The following is a 21,010-nucleotide window of genomic DNA, read 5'->3' as shown; positions in this document are numbered from 1 at the left end:
GGTTAATTTCCGATCTCAACCGAACACATTGGGCAAATAGGTCGTACCCGCAGTTAGCCGAACGTCCCCGCAGTCCCTCCCGGGGCCCGGGGGCACCGTTTCGATACTCTTGGTTTACTTTGCCTGATGCAAATAAGTGCTCAACAAGATAGAACCTATCCCTCGCCACGGATATGCCCTCGAGTAAATCTGTTAAGCCAAGCCTATCAAATTCTATTGACAATTGGCTGCATTGGTCCATTTTGTCGTCCAGCCACTTCCGCTGGCTACCGCCTCATAAACACAAACCTAACGAGCCGCACGAACGACAAAGAGGCCAAGCTGAACAGAAGTAGAACCAAAACTTCAAAAACGCTGGTATTCCAATCGCGTACCCAGTCCTCTACCGCCCACAAGAAAAACAGCAGCCCCATCCATAACGTCACAGAAGAAATCAGCTTTGCGTAAGGGCGTATATCAATCTCGCTCTCCCTTTTTGTGACATCATATCCAGCAATTGAGCAGAGCCATCTTCCTCTTCGGTATTGGATTGAAAGGACAATCAAGGCAATCGAAGTCATCAAGCAAACAGCATCCTCTGTTTCCATAGAGTTTCCTTTGCTTTCCATCCTAGTTACGCATTCACAATCGAATCAAACCAAGTATGAATTACTCGATAGCAACCGCCTTAGTATAAACCATAGCCGCCGCAGCAGCCCGCCTTCCAAGGCCTCAAAGCTCGCCATCGAGGGCGACCCGCCCAGACCCCTTACAATCTGCTCGCACGAGGCCCCGCACTCCAACATCCTCTGGACCGTATCCCGCTCGTACCTGGTGAGCGTGCCTGCCGTGGGCCCTCGGGGCCGGCATCGTGCCCCACGCCATCTGCCCGCTCGTGCGATAATCCTCTGCAGAAGTCACCGACAGCAGAGGGAGTTTGTGATGAAGGTTCTTTTGGTCAATGGCAGCCCCAAGGCAAACGGCAACACCGCTCGCGCGCTCGCCGAAGTCGCCGAGCAACTTAAAGCCGAGGGCATCGACAGCGAGGTATTCCAACTGGGCGCCAAGCCCATCCGCGACTGCATCGGCTGCGGTCAGTGCGGCAAGCTTGGCGGTCGCTGCACCTTTGACGACGACGTGGTGAACGAGCTCATCGCTGCCGCCGAGCAGGCAGACGGTTTTGTCTTTGGCTCCCCCGTCTACTATGCGCATCCCAGCGGACGCATCCTCTCGGCTCTCGACCGCGCATTCTATGCTGGCAGCAAGGCCTTTGTGCACAAGCCGGGTGCCGCGGTCGCCGTCGCCCGTCGCGGCGGCACGTCGACCACCTTCGATGTACTCAACAAATACTTCACTATCAACCAGATGCCCGTGGTGGCCTCCACATACTGGAACAACGTCTTTGGTGCCATGCCGGGCGAGGCCGCCCAGGACGCCGAGGGCCTGGCCACCATGCGCAACATCGGCAAGAACATGGCTTGGCTCCTGCATTGTATCGAGGCAGGACAGGCTGCCGGCATCGAAGCCCCCGAAGCCGATCGCGAGCGCACCAACTTCATTCGGTAGAACGGCGGAACATGAATATCCAGATTTTTGGCACCAAGAAGTCCTTCGATACCAAGAAGGCCCAGCGCTATTTTAAGGAGCGCCGCATCAAGGTGCAGTTTATCGACCTTAAGGAAAAGGAGATGAGCAAAGGCGAGCTCACGAGCGTGATGCAGGCGGTCGGCGGCATCGACAAGCTGCTCAACCCCAAGGCCAAGGACGAGGAGACGCTCGCGCTCATCCAGCACCTCACCCCTAGCCAGCGCTTCGACAAGTTGCTCGAGAACCAGCAGGTTCTAGCCGAGCCCATCGTGCGCAACGGCAAAAAGGCCACCGTCGGTTATTGCCCCGATGTATGGGGAGCCTGGGAGTAGCCTGTGTTATTTGCCGGCGCGTGGGTATAAGAGCAGGCGTTTGGCATAAGATTCAACTGTAAGCCATGTCTAACAAAGGAGGGCACATGCCCAACAAACCCGTGAAGATCATCATGCTTACCGGATACCTCGGTGCCGGCAAGACCACACTGCTCAACCACATCCTCGCTAACGACGGCGGCATCCGCGCCGCCGTGATCGTCAACGATATCGGCGAGATCAACGTCGACGCCAGCCTCATCGCCGACGGCGGCCTTTCCGAGACCGACGACCTCATCCCGCTCACCAACGGCTGCATCTGCTGCACGCTTTCGGACGACCTTGCCAACCAGCTGCAGGGCATCGCCGATTCGGGCAAGTTCGACTACATCATCATCGAGGCCTCGGGTATCTGCGAGCCTATCCCCATCGCCTACACCATCTCGAGCTTCTGCGACGAGGCCAAGGTGGGCGGCCAGCCCAAGCTTGCACTCGACAACATCGTGGCTGTGGTCGATTGCGCCCGCATGTACGACGAGTTCAACGGCGGCCGCGACCTGTTGGCCGAGGATATCGACGAGGACGACATCGAGAGCCTGCTCATCCAGCAGATCGAGTTCTGCTCCACGCTGATCCTCAACAAGACCGATACCGTGAGCCCTGAGCAGATCGCCGAGCTCAAGGCTATCGTGCGCAGCCTGCAGAAGGACGCCGTGATTGTCGAGGCCCAAAACGGCGAGGTCCCCATGGAGGAGCTGCTCGACACCGACCGCTTCGACTTTATGCGCGCCTACAACTCCGCCGCCTGGATCGAGGCCATGGAGCATCCCGAGGAGCACGACGACCCCGAGGTGCTCGAGTACGACATCGAGACCTTTGTGTACTCGCGCCGCAAGCCGTTTGACCTGCAGAAGTTCACCGATTTTGTTGAGCAGGAGTGGCCCGACGAGGTCATCCGCGTCAAGGGTCCGCTGTGGCAGACCGGCGATCCGGACATGTGCTACATGTTCGAGCAGGCCGGCCACCAAATGCGCCTGATGGAGAACGGTCTGTTCGTTGACTCCGCGCCCGAGGGCGAGAAGCAGAAGATCATCGACGAGAACCCCGAGATCATGCAGATTTGGGACGACGAGACGGGCGACCGCATGACGAGCCTGTGCATCATCGGCCGTCACATGGACAAGGATGCGCTCATCGCCTCCCTCGATGCCTGCCTGACCGACTGGCACCGCGCCTAGATTTATCCAAGCGGGCATTTTTCCGCCTACGTAACCGCCAAACCACCACGAAGGTGCCCTTCGTGGTGGTTTTTCGTTCTGAGCCAAGGAGATTCATGTTCAACATTGTGCTGTATGCGCCCGAGATTCCGGCCAATACGGGCAATATCGGCCGCACCTGCGTGGTTACCGGCGCCCGCCTGCATCTGGTGGAGCCGCTGGGGTTTTCGCTCGACGACAAGACGGTGCGTCGCGCCGGCCTGGGCTACTGGCAAAATTTGGACGTGACGACCTATGCCGGCTGGGAGGATTTCCTTGCGCGCAACGGCCTCTCCCCCGCCGACGAACGCCTGCATCTGCTGACCAAAAAGGCGCGCCGCACCTATGCGCAAAGTACCTACCGCGACGGTGACTTTTTGGTCTTTGGCAGCGAGAGCTCGGGGATTCCCGAGCCACTGCTTGCCGCGGCGCCCGAGCGCTGCGAGCGCATCCCCATGTTGCGCGATTGCGACTCGCTCGAAAACGCCGACGCCTGGGAGGCCCACGAGGAGTCGCTCGGGCATACCGAGGACAGCCACGAAGCCATCCTTCGACAGGATATCTGCGGCAACTTCATCGACCCGGACGACTACCGCATCAGCGCTCTCAACCTCTCTAACAGCGCCGCCATCGTCCTCTACGAGGCCCTGCGCCAAACAGGCTTTCCGGGAATGTGACAAAGGAACTGTCCCTTTGTCACATTCGGTTATAGGTAGCGGCCGGTGATGCTTGCGGGGCAGGCCACGATGTCGCCCGGCGTGCCGGCGCAGACGATTTGCCCGCCCGCGTCACCGCCGCCCGGGCCCATGTCGATCACATAGTCGGCGTTGCGGACAAGGTCGAGGTCGTGTTCGATCACGACAACTGTGGCGCCCTTGGCGACGAGGCCGTCAAACACACTCAGCAACACCTGAACATCGAGCGGATGCAGGCCGATCGTGGGCTCGTCAAATACGAATACGGCATCGTCCTGCACGCGGCCCATCTCGCTCGCAAGCTTAAGACGCTGCGCCTCGCCGCCCGAAAGCGCCGGCGTGGGCTCACCGAGCGTGAGATAACCCAAGCCCAGGTCGTGCAAGGTCTGCAACCGCGCCTGTACCTTTTTGAGTCCCAGCGTGGCGTCGAGGGCCTCGTCCACACTCATGTCCATGAGCTGCGGCAACGTCAGTAAGCTCCCGTCCTTGCCCTCGCGATGGATATGCGAAGCCGCGTCTGCATAACGTGAGCCGCGACATGCCGGGCAGACGATCTCGACGTCGGGCAAAAACTGCACGTCGAGCGATATCGAACCCGTGCCATCGCACGTAGGGCAGCGCAAGGCGCCGGTGTTGTAGCTAAAGGCGCCTGCCTTGTAGCCGGCTGCCTTGGCCTCGGGCGTACGGGCGAAGGCGCGACGCAGTTCATCATGGATGTCGGCATAAGTCGCTACCGTCGAACGCACGTTGGCACCGATGGGCGTGGCGTCTATCAGGTTGGCACGTGCAATGCCCTCGGCATCGACCCAACGCACGTGTTTTGGCAGGCGCTCGCTGGCTGCCTGCGCCTTAAGTGCCGGGATGAGTGTCTCGAGCACCAACGTCGTCTTACCCGAACCCGAAACGCCCGTCACCGCGACAAGGCGACCGCGCGGTATATCGACTTCGAGCGGTTTGACGGTATGGATGGCATCGGTCGCCATGCGGATATGGCCCCGGTCAAACATTTCGTCGTCAGGCACCTGCGGACGCAAGCGCTCAGGCTCCGAGCGCAAAAATGGGGCGATGCGGCTGCCCTGCGATTCTTCGACCTCGCCTACCGCGCCCGCGGCGATCACATTGCCGCCGCCTGCTCCGGCAACGGGGCCCATCTCGACCAGATAGTCGGCTTCCGCCAGTACGCGCGAGTCGTGGTCGACAACGACCACGGTGTTGCCGTCATCCACCAAATCGCGCATCACGCCTACCAGGCCGTCGACATTGGCAGGATGCAAGCCAATCGAGGGCTCGTCCAGCACATAGAGCACGCCCGTCGATCGGTTACGCACCACGCGGGCGAGCTGCACGCGCTGACGCTCGCCCGTGGAGAGCGTGGCACCGGCGCGGTCGAGTGAAAGGTAATCGAGGCCCAGATCGACCAGTCGACGGGCCGTGCTCAAAAACGAATCGCAGATATCCGTCGCCATGGGCTGCATCTCGGCCGGCAAGGATGCGGGCACCCCGCGCACCCACTCAATCGCCTCACCCAGCGTCATAGCCGCGGCCTGCGCCAGATTGATACCGCGCACCTGGGGATGGCGTGCGGCCTCGGAGAGACGCGTGCCGCCACAGTCACGGCATGGCCCCTCGCGCAAAAAGCGCGCCACGCGCTTGAGGCCCTTGTCGTCCTTAACCTTGGCGAGCGCATTCTCGACGGTATAGACAGCGTTGTAATAGGTAAAATCGAGCGGCGTGGCGCCCTCGCCGTTTTTGGGAACGTAGAGAATGTGCTTTTTAACCGCCGGACCGTGGAACACGATGTCGCGCTCTTGAGGCGTGAGCTGGTTAAACGGCACGTCGGTGCGCACGCCCATCTCGCCGGCTACCTGCTTCATCAGATCCCACATGAGCGTACCCCAGGGAAGCACCGCGCCTTCGTTGATGGTCTTTGACTCGTCGGGCACCAGGCTCGCTTCGTCCACCTCGCGCATGACACCGGTGCCGCCGCAGGTAGGGCACGCACCGCCGCTGTTAAAGGCAAGGTCCTCGGCACTCGGCGCGTAGAACTCGCGGCCGCATGCGGGGCACGTGAGCGACAGGCCCGCAGCCACGTTAAGGCTCGGCTCCACACGCGCCCCGCAATGTGGGCACACGTGATGGGCACAGCGGCTAAAGAGCAAACGCAGACTGTTGTTGAGCTCGGTCATGGTACCAAAGGTCGAGCGCACGCCTGGCACACTGGGACGCTGATGCAACGCGAGTGCCGCCGGTACGTGCAATACCTCGTCCACCTGGGCGTGCTCGGCCTGCGTCAGGCGACGTCGAGTATAGGTGCTGAGCGCCTCCAGGTAACGGCGCGAGCCCTCGGCATAAAGAACTCCCAGCGCCAGCGAGCTCTTGCCCGAGCCCGACACGCCGGCAATGCCCACGAGCCTCCCCAGCGGAATATCGATATCGATGTCCTTGAGATTGTGAACACGTGCACCGCGCACCTCGATAGCCTGCGGGCTCATCTTCTGTTCCGTCACCTTTATCACCCTACTCATGCCATAAAACGCGGTCGCGGATATACTCGCCCAGCATGGGCACGGTAAACCGCACAAGGCCGTATCCGGCGGCCTCGATGACGCGCTCGCGAATCAGGCTTGCGCGATATTTACTCGCCCAGCTCTGGGTACGGTCGCAGCGCTCAATGATATCCGCCGTGCGCGTCGGCTTGTCCTCGTCAACCGCCATAGCCTCGATAAAGAGGCGCTGAGGGCTGCGCAGACCGTAATACAGAGGTGCGTCAACCGCTTCGTAGAACTCGGAGACGGCATCCGCATGGCCATTCTCGACATCGCGCCTTTCGATGACCTGCGAGCCACGCCGGACAGCAGACCGCCACATGTAATAGCCCACCAGCTGAACCATATAGGGATGCCCCATGCTCTTGCGCGCCGCAAGGTCCGCCGTCTCCGCGTCAACGTAAAGACCAGCGTCTTTGACCGTCTGGATATACGAATCGCGCACTTTGGGCAAAGATATTGCCCCCAACGTACGCTGCTGGGCACGCCGCAAAAACGTCACGCTCGGCTCTTCGAGCAGATCGTCAACCATACTGGGCAAGCCGGCGAACGCCAGCGCAAGACCGCGCTGGTCGCTATCGGGCAAGCCCGTGGCATCCTGGTCTCCGAGCACCTGCTGATAGAGGACGGCAAGAGCCGCCAGTTCCTCGATAGACACCGATTGTGCCTCGTCAATCGCAAACAAGACGCCCTTGCCCGGACCGAGCTTCTTGAGACGCTCGTTGACCAGCCCTCGCAATGTCTCGCCTTTTGCCCGCGCCGCCTCGACCGACATCCGGCCAAACGACGGCCCAAACTCCATTGACGTCACAACGGGTTTATTCGAGCGAAGCGCGTCGGCCAAGCGGTCGCACAAACCAAGCGAAGCGGAATCGGAGACAACCGCCCATCCGCGCTCGCTGGCTAGACGTTGCAGCTCCCGCAGGAGAACCGTTTTGCCACAGCCGCGGTTTCCCGTAATGAGCATGAGCCTGCCCGGCGCTCCGGCGCCGTTGTCGAGCCCTTCCTCAAAATCTTCGATGACCGACTCGCGACCGATGAGTATCGGAGGCCGCTTACCAGCTGTGGGCTTAAAGGGATTTGGATTCATATCGGCCTCCTCGGATTGGCAAACCCTGGTAACAGTTATACCAACTTATACTGAGTTATACCAATAGCATGTGACAAAGGGGCTGTCCCTTTGTCACATGTGGCCGAAAAACTCGGCGTCTGCTGCTCGCCAGGGACGGAAGGTGACGGGATCGATCTTTACGTGCGCTGCGGCGGGCACGTCATACCATTTGACCGTGTAGCCGGCGCCATGAGAGCAAAAGACCGAGTCGGGCGTGTTGGGCAGATCGGCCTCGGGCTCGTAGGCGGCAGCCTCGATTACGCGCTCGCCATCATGGCAAGCCGCATAACCGGCGAACTCCAGGTACAGATGACCGCGCCCGCTCGTGTAGGCAGCCACCTCCAGCGCGTAATCCTGCACCTCGGATGCCGGCACGCGACCCACAAGCTTCGCTCGGTCTCCCGCCATCGTCGGCGGCTCGTACTCGGCACCCATGCGTGTGGCATCTGACAACGCCCGGCCCACGCACTCCCCCGGCACCTCGAGCTCAAAGTGGTACCACGGCTCCAGCAACACGTCTGCGCCGACCTCGCGCGCCTGCATCAAACCCTGGCGAATCGCGCGATACGTGGCCTGGCGAAAATCGCCGCCCTCGGTGTGTTTGGCATGCGCGCGGCCGCCCGTGAGCGTAATGCGCACATCGGTGATGGGCGAGCCCGTCAGCACGCCCAGGTGGTCGCGCTCCATAGCGTTGGTGAGTGCCAAACGCTGCCAGTTAAGATCGAGCTCGTCGGTCGAGGTCACGGTGCCAAACTGCACACCCGAACCCGCCGGCAACGGCTCCAGGCGCAGATGCACCTCGGCATAGTGGCGCAGCGGCTCAAAGTGGCCCACGCCCTCGACCGGCCGCGAAATAGTCTCCTTATAGAGAATGCCGCCGGGCTCAAACGCAACCGAAAGGCCAAAGCGATCGGCCAACACCCGCTGCACGACCTCGAGTTGCACGGCGCCCATCAACTGCAAATGGATCTGCTCAAGATGCGTATTCCAGCTTACGCCGAGCATGGGATCTTCGTCCGCCAACTCACTCAGCGCTTTAAACACCGCATGAACGTCGTGTTCGCCCGGCAGCACCGTATAGGTGAGGACCGGAGCGATGACGGGCGCATCGCCCGCGGGCTCCGTGCCCAGGGCGTCCCCTGGGCGAACGTGCGCAAGACCCGTCACGGCGCAAATACCGCCAGCAGCAACTTCTTGGGCAAGCTCATACTTCTCGCCGTTATAGATGCGTACCTGATCGACCTTCTGTTCCCACGCCTCGGCACTGGAATGCCCGCTGATCATCTGTTTTGCGCGCAGCGTGCCGCCGGTCACTTTAACCCAAGCCAAGCGCTCGCCACGATCCCCGCGGCTGACACGATAGACGCGCGCGGCAAACTCCGGGAGCCACGCCTGCTCACGCATCAGCGCGCATATACCATCCAGTAGCTCGTCAACGCCTTGGTCCTTGAGCGCCGAGCCGGCAAAGCAGGGAAAGAGCTTGCGCTCGGCAACCATGCGCGACAGCGTTGCGACAGAAAGCTCACCCGCTTCAAGAAACTCCTCGAGCGCCGCTTCGTCCAACGCAGCAGCGTCCTCCTGAACGGCGCCGCCCGCCAGCAGCTCGTTGGCATCCAGGCAGCCCTCGGAAAGACGCTGCCCGAGTTGTGCCAGCAAAACATCGCGGCCGGGATTCTCCAAATCGATCTTGTTGATGAAGATGAACGTCGGGATGTCATAGCGTGCAAGCAGGCGCCACAGGGTTTCGGTGTGCCCCTGCACGCCATCGTTGGCGCCCACCACCAGAATCGCGTAGTCCAGGGCACGCAGCGTGCGCTCCGCCTCGGCAGAAAAATCGACATGGCCGGGAGCATCCACGAGCATGACGTGGGTATCGCCGTGGTCGAGCACGGCCTGCGACGAGAAAATCGTGATGCCGCGCTCGCGCTCGATGGCGTTGGTATCCAGGTGCGAGTCGCCATCGTCCACGCGGCCGCGCTTGCGAATGCGACCCGCGCAGAACAGCATGGCCTCGGCCAGTGTGGTCTTGCCGGCATCGACATGCGCCAAGATTCCAACGACCGCTTGCTTCGACATGGCTCTCCTCTTATTGCAAGCCCGTCGCACTCGGCAACGGGCATCCTCGTTCCACACTGGATGATACAATTTACGGGCCGGCGGGCGAAGCGGGCCCTATCCCCCGACCAAGTTCATCGCCCTGCGTTGCCGCGCGGCGATTTTCGTAGGTTCGCGCCTTACGAAAGCCGGCACCTCCCCTTTTGTCTGCCCGGTCTCATCTGAGGCGGTAACAATGCGAGTCCCACAACGACGCGTTTTACCAAAAATGGCCCCACGCGGGGCCATTTTCATTTCGATGAAACGCTGGTATGTGACTCGGCCCTTATGCCTCGCGCAGCCAGTCGAACGCAACGCGCGGCGTGCCGTCGGACACATACACGACGCCGGCGCGCTCGAACCCTGCCTTGAGGCTCGCACCCTGCATGGGCAGGTTGTCCGCGTGCGTATCGATACGCAGATGGTCGGCACGCTCCTTGGCAAAGGCAAACATCGCGGCCGCGATACCGTGCACGGTGCCGTCGGACGCCACGCGGTGCAGCACGGCGTACGGAGTGTCGCTGCGCCACTGACCGTCCTCGATGACGTCATAGCACTCGTCCGGGCCCGGCAAAAAGGCAAACGTCGCCACCACGCGACCGTCGACTTCGCACACATAGCTGCCACCGGCGGCGATATCGGCAGCCAGCTGCTCGGCCGAAGGCGTGCCCTCGGGCCACTGCGTGGCGTTGCCATGCGCGCGCATAAAGGCGCGGGCGGCATCATAGATAGCCATGACGGCGGGAATGTCGGTCTCGAGGGTTTTTCTGATCATCACGCGGCGACCTCACGTTTATTGGTATCACTTTGATTGAGCAATGATACCAGCGTTTGGAAAGGGCAAGGAGCGGATGGGAAGCAAAAAGCGAGCCGCCTGGTCAAAGGCCAAAAGCGAGTTTTTGGGCGCTGCCACCGGCGGCGATATGAGCGACCTGTTTGCGCGCGAGGACGAGCGCCGCGATGCCCTGGACGCCGAGCGCGATGAGGCTTGGCGCTACAAATCGTGCGAGCGCAAAAACCGCTACGACACACGCGCCGAGGCCGAGGCCGTTATGGCCGACTGCGAAAACCGTGGACGGCGTGGTTTGGCCTGCTACAAATGCGAATACTGCGGCGGGTGGCATCTGACGTCGCATCCTTGGAAATAGGCTCCGCAACGGAGCGGCGCTCACGCAGCGGCACGGCACCGACACATCGCCGGCCATCACGCGCAGGCTACGGGCGCGGCGGCACCAAAACATCGTAGCGGACGGCCTTGCCCGCAAGCTGATAGCTCGGCTTAACGCCGGCAAGCAATGGGCCCTTCACCGGCCGTTTGATAACGACCTTGCGCGGCCGCACTGCAAGCGCAGTTTTAACCAGCGTCTCCTCATCGGCACACGGCTGTTCCAGATGGTGCAAGAGCTGGAACTTCTTTTTGACCGCCGCGCTCTTGGTGCGCTCAGGAAACATGGGGTCCAGATACACCACGTCGGGAGCCGCGAGCTCATCGCGCTCGACCAGCTCAGCCGTATGGCGAAGGCCGGCAATGCTGTCCTCGCCCGCATGTAAGTGCATGCGCGCCACGGCGGCCGCAAGCGCCGAATCATCTGCCGCGCGATCCAGGGCATCCTGGAGCAGCGCCGCGATCACGCAATCCTGCTCATACAGATCGACGGTAAAGCCCGCTGCCGCCAGCAGCAGCGAATCCTCGCCAAAGCCTGCCGTGGCGTCAATCGCCCATGGTTGTTCGATGCCTTTTGTGCGCGCAGCCTTTACCAACAGCTCTTGCTGCAGACGACCCTGCTTGAGCCGTGGAAGCATGCGGCCAAAATCGGCACGCAACTCCATCGTGCCGTCGGTGAGCGTAAGGCCCTCGGACGTCCGCACGAGCTCGAGCCCAGCAGCCCGAGCAACAGAAAAGGGATCGACGACGCCCATGGACACTCCTTAGCAAACAAAACGAATACATGGGCGCCATTCATGTCGGCACCCAACCGTCCGTTATTGTCCCACATGCGACATGGTCCACAGCATCCCAATGCAAAGCACCGCCATCAATACCGTGCACACGGCAGCGATCACAGAATCACTCATGCGCCTTCCCAGCGACCGCGGCTCATCCACTTGCTTGACTCCGTACATCATGGCTCCTCCTTCGGTCCAGCTCTTACCATGGCCTCATCATCGCAGCGCCGCGCATGCGCTGCCATCGATTTGACTTACGTCCAGCTTTCCTTTTTGAAAGGTTGAACCGTGCAGGCAAGAGACGCTTTCAGGCGCATGCATCGCCGCGTTGAACTACAATGTGCTTCACCATATGTGCAGCACATAGGGTGCGCCAGGTTGGCGTACTCGTATCGAAAGGACCAGCCATGAGCTTCACTCGCAAGACACTCAAAATCCTTGCCCTGATTTATTTTGTTCTGGGCATCGCCAGTCTCGTCATAGGAATCGCCGGCATCGCGACCGGCAAGTTCGAGTCCACCTACGGATCGAACGCCATGCTCGCCGCGGCCGTGATTATCGCCAAGGGCCTCATCGATCTTGCCGCGGGCGTTGCGGGCATCAAGGGTGCCAACAAGCCTTCGCAGGTTGACGGCGCGTTTAAGCTCGGTATCGTTGCTGCAGTCGCCACGCTTGCCCAGGCGGTGCTCACGCTTCCCGCGTTTGGCGGCGACGCCATCAACTTTGGCGCCTTTGTCATCGTGGTGTACGACCTGTTCTTTGTTCAGCAGGCGCACGCCGTCAAGGCCGAGAACAAGGACCGCCTGTAAGCGCTCGCTTCTCATAGCCTCTGCAGCCAAGCAACTAAAAAGGGCCGATCGCACATCTCCGCGGTCGGCCCTTTGCATTTGCCCAGATAAAACCTGCCAAATTAAACTGTCCCTTTTTGGTAGATTAGTGGCGGTACTCGGCGATGATGAAGTCGATATCGGTTTGAAGGGTGTCCAGGTTTGCCAGGCGCTCTTTGTCGGCGGGGCGCGTACGGTAGTAGTACGGCGTCATCTGGAACACCGCCTCGATGTCAGCCTGGGTCTGGAGCGTAATGTTCGCAGACACCCGCTGCGTTCCCACCAACTCGAGCTCGGTCGTCTTCGGCAGCTTCTCGTCGTTAAGGTACGGCGTGTCGTAGAGCACCTCCTTGAGCCCAAACAGATGACGGGCACCCGGCACCACGGTGTAGAGCGAGCCCTCGGGCGCCAGCACGCGGGCAAACTCGCGCTCGTTAAAGGGAGCGAAGAGCTCGGTCACCATATCGAAGGCGCCATCGGCCACGGGGATGTCCTTCATATTGGCCACAAAGTAGGTCGCATCGCCGCGCTTGGCGGCCAGGCGCACCATCTCCTTGCCCAGGTCGAAACCGTAAGCATCCACGTCCGGCACCGCACCCATGGCGCTAGTGTAGTAGCCCTCGCCGCAGCAAATATCGAGCAAGGTCATGGGGACGCCTGCAGACGCCGCGCGCCCAGACACCTGCTTGCGCACCAGCTCGACCATCGCATCGCGCAACGGCGCATAGTAACCGCGGTTCAGAAAGTCGCGACGACTACGCGCCTGCGACTTGGGATCGCCCATGGAGTCGCCGCTCTTGGACGAGCGCAGTAGATACAGATAGCCCTCGCGCGCACGATCAAACCGGTGTCCGCCCGCGCACACAGCACCGCGCTCATCGTCCACCAACGGCTCATGGCAAACGGGACACAACAACATGGCAACTCCTTAGCGCGAACAACACAACGCCCACCATTGTCGCACGCCTTCCCCATCTAGTCATAGAAGAGACAAGGAGTGTCCCCCAGCTGCCGGCAGAAAAGGAATGTCCCTAAGTGCCGACTAGTCGATTAGGAGTATCATCGTCTGCGCAAATAAGCACGAAAGAGCATATTAGAGATTGAGAGCGTATGGCAGACACCGCATCTAAGCACATTGACATGACCACCGGCTCGCTATGGCGCAATATTCCCCTGTTCGCCTTCCCCGTGGCCGCCACGAGCATCTTGGAGCAGCTGTCGAACCTCATCGCCACGGTCATCATCGGTAACTTCTCGGGCGACCAGGGAACCCTCGCCATGGCGGCGGTCGGCTCCAATGTTCCGCTTACCAGTCTTATGCTCAACCTTTTTATTGGCATGTCGCTTGGCTCCAACGTGGTCATCGCCAACGCTATCGGCCGCAACGATCAGAACATGGTCAAGCGCGCCGTCCATACCTCGATTCTTATGGCACTCGTGGGCTTTGTCGTCATCGCGCTGGGCGAGATCTTTGCCGAGCCCATGCTCGCCGCGCTCAACGTCCCTGACGAAACCATGCCGCTCGCATCGCTCTACCTGCGCGTCTTTTTGCTCAGCATGCCCTCGATCTTGCTCTACAACTTTGAGGCCGCAATCTTCCGCTCCGTCGGCATCACCCGCATGCCGTTGCAGGCGCTTGCCGTGTCCACCGTCCTCAACATTGGCCTGGACCTCATCTTTGTCCCCGTACTCCACTGGGGCGTCGCGGGCGTCGCTATCGCCACCGCCATCGCCTACACCGTCAGCGCCGCTACGCTCTTTATCCGCCTGCTCAAGACCGACTCTGTCGTCCGTGTCACCCCGCGCGACCTGGCCATCGACCCCGTAGCCCTCAAGCGCATCGTCAGAATAGGCCTGCCCGCCGGCATCCAAAGCGCTGTCTTTGCCGTCGCCAACATCATCATCCAGTCCGCCATCAACAGCCTGGGCACCGAGGTCATGGCGGCATCGAGCGCTGCCATGAGCTTGGAGTACGTGTGCTACAACCTGCTCAACAGCTTTAGCCAGGCCTGCACCACCTTTGTGGGACAAAACCACGGTGCCCGCCAGATCGACCGCTGCACCAAAACGCTCAAGGTCTGCCTGGTCGAAGGCGGTATCGTTGCGCTCACCACCATCGTCATCATCGTCGGTCTGGGGCGCGAGATCCTGGCGCTCTTTAACAGCGATCCCAACATCGTCTCGATCGGCTATATCCGCGTGTGCTCGATCTTCCCGGCATACGCCTTTAGCATGTTCTACGAAAACATGTCCGGTTACCTGCGCGGCTTTGGCATCTCGCTCATGCCCGCCCTCATCACCATGATCTGCGTCTGCGGCATCCGCTTCTATTGGGTGTTCTGCGTGTTCCCGAACTTCCGCACCTTTGCGAACATCATGATGGTCTACCCCATCAGCCTGGGCACCACGGCGTTCTTTATGGTCGTGGCGGTACTACTCTGCCACCCGGCACGCACCTATCGCGCCGCCCAAGCCAAAGCGACAGCCCGCTAAACACCGCACTCAACGCCATGCCAGTCATTAATTGACAATATGTGAGCTCATATAGTCGATAAAGTGCCTCGTGGCGATAGGCATGGTGTCCCAGCTGCGCCAGGCTGCCACTACGTCACGCGAGGGAGCGTGCACGATGGGACGCACGCGAATATCGGCCCTCATGCCCTCGACGGTACGGCGATACAGCATACTCACGCCTAGGCCCTCCTCCACCATCGCCATGATGGTGTAGTCGTCGGTCACCTCGCTCGTCACGTGCGGCGACAGCCCATGCGCCGCGAATGCATCGAGCACCAGGCTCTGTTCGCCCTCATCCAGCAGCACAAACGGCTCGGACGCCAGGTCGGCGAGCGTCACCTTTTCCTTTGCCGTCAGCGGATGCGCGGCCGGCAACAGTGCTACCAACTCATCGTGATAGACCACGCGCTTCTCGAGCCCAGCAGTAAATCCGCGTGCCGTAAAGCAAAAATCAACCACGCCATCGTGCACCCACTGGGCATTGCGCGTGTAATCGCCCTGTTTGAGCGTAAAGCGTACACCCGGATGCAGGGCACCAAAGTCGCGGATCACGCGCGGCAACACGGTGCGGCTCACGTTGGTAAACGTTGCGATACGAATATCAGTCGAGGAGAGTCCCAGCAATTCCTGGCGCTTGCCCTCAAGCTCGGCCTCGGCAGTTACAATCTGGCGCAGATACGGCAGGTACTGCTTGCCGTCGCGCGTAAGCGAAACGCCCTGCTTGCCGCGCTCGATAAGCGTGGTACCCAGCTCGCGCTCGAGCGCTTTGACGGCCTGGCTCACCGCGCTTTGCGTATAGCCCAGCTCATCGGCTGCACCCTTAAGACTGCCGCGATCGACCACCATACAAACAATCTGATACCGCGATGCCATCGTACCTCCACATCGACGTAGCCGTAAAACGTTTTGCCAGCGCTTTTCCCGCCTACATTAGTATTACTTAATCATACTGAAGATACATTCGCTTTACTACATCTAAATCTGGGAGCAGAATCCTTTTTGCGAAACCGTTCTGTAACAAAAGGAGTCCCATGGATCGCAAAAAAGCAATCGCGCTCTCGTTTTCCGTTCCCGTCGCATGGGGCTTTTCGTATCCCCTCATGAAGATCGGCATGGACAGCATGAACGCCACGAGCATCGTTGCGCTGCGCTGCATCATCGCCTTTGCGGCCTGCCTGTTGCTCTTCCACAAGCGCGCTTTCCGCATCAACCGCGACCTGATGGTTCGCGCCGCCATCATCGGCGCCATCATGGCAACCGAGCTCACCTGCATGTGCTTGGGCTCCAGCCTTACCTCCGCCTCCACCGCCGGCTTTTTGCAGAGCCTGACGGTCGTGATCGTGCCGTTTGCCAACGCCGCCCTGCTGCGTCGCGCCCCCGAGCGCAAGGTACTCATCGGCACCGCCATCGTCACCTGCGGTATGCTGCTGCTCTCGGGTGCCGACTTTACCAGCCTGAATCCCGGCGCGATCATCATGCTGCTCTCCGCTTTTGTCTATGCCGGCCATATCATTGTGGCGAAGCGCTTTGTCGAAGATGTCGACCCGCTGGCTCTGGGCGTTTGGCAGCTGGGCTTTGGCGGCCTGTTCTCGGGCATCGCCGCATTTGCCTTTGGCGGTTTCACGCTTCCCGGCACGCCGGGCGAGGTCGTGGTCGTCGTCGCACTCGCGCTCATCTGCTCTGCCTACGGCTTTATCACCCAAACGCTCGCGCAGCCCCACGTGCCCGCCGAGACCACCGGCTTTGCCTTCTCGCTCGAGCCGGTCTGCTCCGCCGTCTTCTCGTTCTTCCTGGTCGGCGAGGTCCTGAGCCCCATCGCCTTCTTTGGCGCCGCCCTCATCCTCACCGGTGTCATGGTGGCAACCGTCGAGCTTCCTCGTCTTCGCGCACATGAACACGCTCGCATGGCAGGAGCGCCCGAGCGCGTCTCGTAGACCCCACTCTTCATACAGCCGTGGCATAAAGGCAACCGGTGCGCCTTTACAATAGATGCCAACAGAGCATCTGCCATAAAGGAGCCCCATGGACACCGCAACCCGCGACCGCAACATAGCAACTTGGTTGGGCGATGCGCCGCAGCCGGTACGTGACACGACGAACCAGCTGCTCGAGCGCATCGCCCTTTTACGTGCCGAGCAGACTATCTACCCGGCACAAGACGACATCCTCAATGCCCTCGCCTACACGCCGGCAGACCAAGCCAAAGTTGTCATCTTGGGTCAAGACCCCTATCACGGACCCAACCAGGCCATGGGGCTTTCGTTCTCGGTCCCCGCGACGCAAACCAAACTGCCGCCGAGCCTGCGCAACATCTATAAGGAACTCAGCGCCGATCTGGGCTGCCCCATCCCCGCCACGGGAGACCTGACCCCATGGGCACAACAGGGCGTCCTGCTCCTCAACACTACGCTCACCGTGCGCGAGCATGCCGCCAATTCGCACGCCAAGCTGGGCTGGAGCACGCTCACCGACTATATTATCGAACGCTGCTGTCAGCTACCCCAACCGGTAGTCTTTTTGGCATGGGGCCGCTTTGCCCAGCAGATGGTCGAAGGTAAGCTCGTCGCAACTGGCGCGGGCAAGGCAACCGACAAGTTCTGCCTGGCCTCCACGCACCCCTCGCCGCTTTCGGCCAACCGCGCCACGGCAGAACTCCCCGCCTTTATGGGGTCGCGTCCCTTCTCGGCAGCCAATCAGCTACTCGAGCAGCACGGCTCGACCCCCGTCAACTGGACTTGCCTCGGCTAAAAATCGATACATCAAAAACGCGCCCGACGGCTTGCCATCGGGCGCGTTTTGTTACTCGGGCCAGATAAACTGGGTGCGGCCGGCCTCGCCGCCATCGATCAGCAGGCTCTGCCCGGTCATAAACCGGTTGGTCACGCCCACAAAGTAGATCCACTCGGCGATCTCTTGGGCGGTGGCCCAGCGTTTAAGCGGCGTGAGCTCCATAATCTGGTTCCACAGGTGTTCGTCTTCCATCACGCAACGGTTGAGCGGCGTGATAACGCCGCCCGGGTCCACGCTGTTGGCGATGGCCTGCGGCGCCAGGCGGTTTGCAAGGTTCTTGGTGTAGGCGATAACGCCGCCCTTGCTGGCGGCATAGGCGGGAAACTCCGATCCCGTATGCCCGCTCGCCGACCCCACATTGACCACGGATGTAATGGCCGGCGCCGGCTTGGCGGCAAGCCCCTCCCCCACAAAGGCGTAGCGCTCGGTCACGTTGATGGTGCCGCACAGGTTGGCGGCAATGTCGTCGGCCGAATCCTGCGTACCGGCGACGTTTACGATTACCTGGGGTTCAAGGTTAACTGGAAACGAGTCCGGCTCGCGGACATCAACGATCAGATGGCGGTAGCGCTCGTGTTCGATCGCCGCCGGCAGCAGATCAAAGCCCACGACTTCGTGGCCCTCGTCCAAAAAGCGCTGCACGCACGCGGCTCCGATACCGCCCGAAGCGCCCGTGATCAAAACCCGCATACTTGCTCCTTAGGCGGTTGCGTGACGCTCGAGGTACTCGGCGCCCACATTCTCGCGCTCCCAGCCACGCACGACCTTGTAGCCCACGGGGCTCAGGAAGACCTCGCACAGCAGCTCGGCAACAGCGCCGGTCAGCGAGCACATAAGGACCTGCACCCAGGTCCAACCAAAGAACGTATGGCTCACCACAATGGCAAAGACCAGGTTGTCGATAAACTGGCCAACACCCGTGGACACATAGGAGCGGAAGGCGAAGCTCGCAAAGTTATTCTTTTTGAGCATACGGCCGAGCGACTGGTTGAGCGTGGAGTTAACCACGGCAGAAACGAGCATTGCCAGCGAAGAGCCCAGCACCACGTACCAGGTGCCGCCGATGGTGGCGTTAAGGGCGGTGTTGACCTCGATCATACCCGTGTCGTAGTAGGCGCCCCACATGCCGGGCGTGAGCGAGCATGCCCAAAAGCACAGGCTCACAGCCAGGTTGACCAGCAGCGCGAGGATAGAGATTTTGATGGATGCCTTGGCGCCAAAGCGCTTGCAGATCATGTCCTGGCACAAAAACGAAACCCAGCTCACCACAAAGCCGCAATCGAGTGCCAGATACGGCAGGCTGATGAGCTCTTTGTTGGCCAGCAGGTTCATCATGATGACGCTCACGAAAAACAGCGAAACCGTTGCCGCGGGAATGCTCCGCAACAGGACCTTATAGTCCTCCATGACCTTCTTGATCATTGTGTACTCCTTTGGTTTTAGGTTTAACGAGCAGGATATCGGACCCGAACTGCTCGGACGCCCCGGTCTTGAGACGACGGTGGGTATGATAGCCGCTCACACGGCATCAGGCAAGCAACCGGCGCGGCAGCCCCGCAGGTCCACCGCGCCGATGCGCTAAAACGCTACGTTGCCAAACTCCGACAGGATAAGGTCGGGGTTGTGGTCGGTTGCCCAGTCCACGTTCCACGGGCTCGTGAACAGCAGCAGCTTGCCGCCGCGCATGTCCTCGACGCGCAGGGTGTCGCGCGTGAGCGAAAGGGCCGGGATATCGATGGTATCGGGGTCGTTCTGGATCCAGCGGATGTCCGTATAGGGCAGCGGTTGGCGACGGACCTCAACACGGTACTCGGCCTTAAGACGGCGCTCGAGTACCTCAAACTGCAGCACGCCGACCACGCCCACGATGACGCTCTCCATGCCGGCACCCAGCTCACGGAAGATCTGGATGGCACCCTCCTGGGCAAGTTCCTCCATGCCCTTTACGAACTGCTTGCGCTTGAGCGTGTCGACCTGCGTGATGCGGGCGAACATCTCGGGGGCAAACGTCGGGATCTGCGGATACTGCACGTGGCGCTTGCCGGAGCACACGGTGTCGCCGATGCTAAAGATGCCCGGGTCGAACAGGCCCACGATATCGCCCGCGTACGCCTCGTCCACGATGGCGCGGTCGTCGGCCATCATCGAGGTGCCCGTCGCCAGCTTGAGCTTGCGGTTACCCTGCACATGGAAGGCATCCATGCCGCGCTCGAACTTGCCCGAGCAAATGCGCACAAAGGCAATGCGGTCGCGGTGGTTCTTGTCCATGTTGGCCTGGATCTTAAACACGAAGCCGCTAAAGTCGTTCTCGGCGGGCGCGACCGGCTCGCTGGTGAGTGTATCGGTATAGGCGCGCGGCGTCGGGGCCAGACGCAGGAACTCTTTAAGGAAGGGCTCCACACCAAAGTTGGTGAGTGCCGAGCCAAAGAACGCCGGGCTCAGCTTGCCGCAGGCCACGGCATCCAGGTCGAGCTCGTCACCGGCGCCATCGAGCAGCTCGATGTCGTCCATCAGGTTCTTGTGGTTCTCCTCGCCAATAAGCTCGTCCATGGCCGGATCGCCCAGCTCGGCCTCGACCTCGGCGACCTTCTTGGTGGCGTTGGCGTGGCCGTCGCCCTCAAAGGCAATGACGCGACGGGTCTGACGATCGAACACGCCGCGGAAGTTGCGCCCGCTGCCGATCGGCCAGTTCATGGGATACGTATTGATCCCCAGAACATTCTCGATCTCTTCCATGAGCTCAAAGGGGTCGCGGGCCTCGTGGTCGAGCTTGTTCACAAAGGTGAAGATGGGAATGTGACGCAGTGTGCAGACCTTAAAGAGCTTCTTGGTCTGGGCCTCGACGCCCTTGGCGCCGTCGATGACCATGACCGCGGCGTCGGCAGCCATAAGGGTACGGTAGGTATCCTCCGAGAAGTCCTGGTGGCCGGGGGTATCGAGGATGTTGACGCAGGCGCCGTTGTAGGTGAACTGCAGCACCGAGGAGGTAACGGAAATACCGCGCTCTTTCTCGATGTCCATCCAGTCCGAAACGGCATGCTTGGCCGAGCTCTTGCCCTTGACCGAGCCGGCAGTCTGGATGCTGCCGGTATAGAGCAGCAGCTTCTCGGTAAGCGTGGTCTTACCGGCGTCCGGGTGGCTGATGATCGCGAATGTGCGGCGCGACGAGATTTCATCCGACAGGCTTGCCATGCGGATCCTTTCTTGCATTGAGTGCATTACGTCGTTGTAACCGCACCATTGTAGCCGCGAAATCCCGCCATAGGGCACCTATCAGGACAAATTCATCAGTTGGGGCCTGGGTAGCCGGCCCAATCCGAATTTGTCTCTTGCGTAACTGTGCATAGTGTATA

Annotated in this window: 20 protein-coding genes; 9 read left to right on the top strand and 11 right to left on the bottom strand. The window is 60.8% G+C overall.

The window, feature by feature from the left end; genetic code table 11:
- Positions 1-266 precede the first annotated feature (266 nt).
- The gene (locus DW892_RS08240) at positions 267-587 is read right to left on the bottom strand and encodes a DUF3784 domain-containing protein (RefSeq protein ID WP_055252192.1); all 321 of its coding nucleotides are present in this window, start codon (positions 585-587) and stop codon (positions 267-269) included.
- Between the two features lie 334 nt (positions 588-921).
- Here DW892_RS08240 and DW892_RS08235 point away from each other — a divergent pair, with 334 nt between their 5' ends.
- From DW892_RS08235 to DW892_RS08220, 4 genes are all read left to right on the top strand, one after another.
- The gene (locus DW892_RS08235) at positions 922-1,545 is read left to right on the top strand and encodes a flavodoxin family protein (protein ID WP_089572906.1); all 624 of its coding nucleotides are present in this window, start codon (positions 922-924) and stop codon (positions 1,543-1,545) included.
- A gap of 11 nt (positions 1,546-1,556) precedes the next feature.
- Positions 1,557-1,898: an arsenate reductase family protein gene (locus DW892_RS08230; protein ID WP_022093957.1), complete on the top strand. Its 342-nt coding sequence runs from the start codon at positions 1,557-1,559 to the stop codon at positions 1,896-1,898.
- 86 nt (positions 1,899-1,984) lie between these two features.
- Positions 1,985-3,115 (top strand): GTP-binding protein, encoded by a 1,131-nt coding sequence (locus tag DW892_RS08225; protein ID WP_055252195.1) that lies wholly within the window; start codon positions 1,985-1,987, stop codon positions 3,113-3,115.
- Positions 3,116-3,210: 95 nt separating this feature from the next.
- Positions 3,211-3,810 (top strand): tRNA (cytidine(34)-2'-O)-methyltransferase, encoded by a 600-nt coding sequence (locus DW892_RS08220; protein ID WP_117766869.1) that lies wholly within the window; start codon positions 3,211-3,213, stop codon positions 3,808-3,810.
- A 29-nt stretch (positions 3,811-3,839) separates the two neighbouring features.
- Here the strand turns inward: DW892_RS08220 and DW892_RS08215 are convergent, their stop codons facing one another.
- The 4 genes from DW892_RS08215 to DW892_RS08200 form a co-directional block, all read right to left on the bottom strand.
- Positions 3,840-6,335: an excinuclease ABC subunit UvrA gene (locus DW892_RS08215; RefSeq protein ID WP_233546891.1), complete on the bottom strand. Its 2,496-nt coding sequence runs from the start codon at positions 6,333-6,335 to the stop codon at positions 3,840-3,842.
- A gap of 10 nt (positions 6,336-6,345) precedes the next feature.
- Positions 6,346-7,464, bottom strand: coding sequence for an AAA family ATPase (locus tag DW892_RS08210; protein ID WP_089572898.1), 1,119 nt, complete (start codon positions 7,462-7,464; stop codon positions 6,346-6,348).
- 93 nt (positions 7,465-7,557) lie between these two features.
- Positions 7,558-9,561, bottom strand: a complete 2,004-nt coding sequence (locus tag DW892_RS08205; protein ID WP_117766865.1) for a translation factor GTPase family protein — start codon at positions 9,559-9,561, stop codon at positions 7,558-7,560.
- 304 nt (positions 9,562-9,865) lie between these two features.
- Entirely contained in the window at positions 9,866-10,354 is a 489-nt protein-coding gene (locus tag DW892_RS08200) for a GNAT family N-acetyltransferase (RefSeq protein WP_117736485.1), read from the bottom strand.
- A gap of 76 nt (positions 10,355-10,430) precedes the next feature.
- On the opposite strand from DW892_RS08200, the gene DW892_RS08195 reads away from it, so the two are divergent.
- On the top strand, positions 10,431-10,727 hold the full coding sequence (locus DW892_RS08195; RefSeq protein WP_055310006.1) for a hypothetical protein: 297 nt from the start codon (positions 10,431-10,433) through the stop codon (positions 10,725-10,727).
- Between the two features lie 67 nt (positions 10,728-10,794).
- On the opposite strand, the gene DW892_RS08190 is transcribed toward DW892_RS08195, so the two are convergent.
- Entirely contained in the window at positions 10,795-11,499 is a 705-nt protein-coding gene (locus tag DW892_RS08190; RefSeq protein ID WP_117758262.1) for a class I SAM-dependent methyltransferase, read from the bottom strand.
- Positions 11,500-11,933: 434 nt separating this feature from the next.
- Here DW892_RS08190 and DW892_RS08185 point away from each other — a divergent pair, with 434 nt between their 5' ends.
- Positions 11,934-12,335, top strand: a complete 402-nt coding sequence (locus DW892_RS08185; protein WP_117635536.1) for a hypothetical protein — start codon at positions 11,934-11,936, stop codon at positions 12,333-12,335.
- A 124-nt stretch (positions 12,336-12,459) separates the two neighbouring features.
- Here DW892_RS08185 and DW892_RS08180 read toward each other — a convergent pair whose 3' ends face one another.
- Positions 12,460-13,272 carry a putative RNA methyltransferase gene (locus tag DW892_RS08180; protein WP_117758263.1) on the bottom strand — a complete coding sequence of 271 codons (813 nt, stop codon included), beginning with the start codon at positions 13,270-13,272 and terminating at the stop codon, positions 12,460-12,462.
- A 191-nt stretch (positions 13,273-13,463) separates the two neighbouring features.
- On the opposite strand from DW892_RS08180, the gene DW892_RS08175 reads away from it, so the two are divergent.
- Positions 13,464-14,846, top strand: a complete 1,383-nt coding sequence (locus tag DW892_RS08175; RefSeq protein ID WP_117766863.1) for an MATE family efflux transporter — start codon at positions 13,464-13,466, stop codon at positions 14,844-14,846.
- Between the two features lie 27 nt (positions 14,847-14,873).
- Here the strand turns inward: DW892_RS08175 and DW892_RS08170 are convergent, their stop codons facing one another.
- A complete protein-coding gene (locus DW892_RS08170; protein WP_117766861.1) occupies positions 14,874-15,740 on the bottom strand; it encodes a LysR family transcriptional regulator in 867 nt (288 codons plus the stop codon).
- 158 nt (positions 15,741-15,898) lie between these two features.
- Here DW892_RS08170 and DW892_RS08165 point away from each other — a divergent pair, with 158 nt between their 5' ends.
- A complete protein-coding gene (locus DW892_RS08165) occupies positions 15,899-16,801 on the top strand; it encodes a DMT family transporter (RefSeq protein ID WP_117766859.1) in 903 nt (300 codons plus the stop codon).
- Between the two features lie 88 nt (positions 16,802-16,889).
- Positions 16,890-17,615: a uracil-DNA glycosylase gene (locus DW892_RS08160; protein ID WP_117766857.1), complete on the top strand. Its 726-nt coding sequence runs from the start codon at positions 16,890-16,892 to the stop codon at positions 17,613-17,615.
- 51 nt (positions 17,616-17,666) lie between these two features.
- On the opposite strand, the gene DW892_RS08155 is transcribed toward DW892_RS08160, so the two are convergent.
- From DW892_RS08155 to DW892_RS08145, 3 genes are all read right to left on the bottom strand, one after another.
- Positions 17,667-18,347, bottom strand: coding sequence for an SDR family NAD(P)-dependent oxidoreductase (locus DW892_RS08155; RefSeq protein ID WP_117766855.1), 681 nt, complete (start codon positions 18,345-18,347; stop codon positions 17,667-17,669).
- Positions 18,348-18,356: 9 nt separating this feature from the next.
- Positions 18,357-19,079 carry a VUT family protein gene (locus DW892_RS08150; RefSeq protein WP_226812554.1) on the bottom strand — a complete coding sequence of 241 codons (723 nt, stop codon included), beginning with the start codon at positions 19,077-19,079 and terminating at the stop codon, positions 18,357-18,359.
- Positions 19,080-19,235: 156 nt separating this feature from the next.
- Positions 19,236-20,849, bottom strand: a complete 1,614-nt coding sequence (locus tag DW892_RS08145) for a peptide chain release factor 3 (protein WP_117766853.1) — start codon at positions 20,847-20,849, stop codon at positions 19,236-19,238.
- Positions 20,850-21,010 lie beyond the last annotated feature (161 nt).

The organism is Collinsella sp. AM40-7AC, from assembly GCF_003468125.1.
Classification (GTDB): Bacteria; Actinomycetota; Coriobacteriia; order Coriobacteriales; family Coriobacteriaceae; genus Collinsella; species Collinsella aerofaciens_O.
This window is presented reverse-complemented; position numbering and strand designations above follow the sequence as displayed.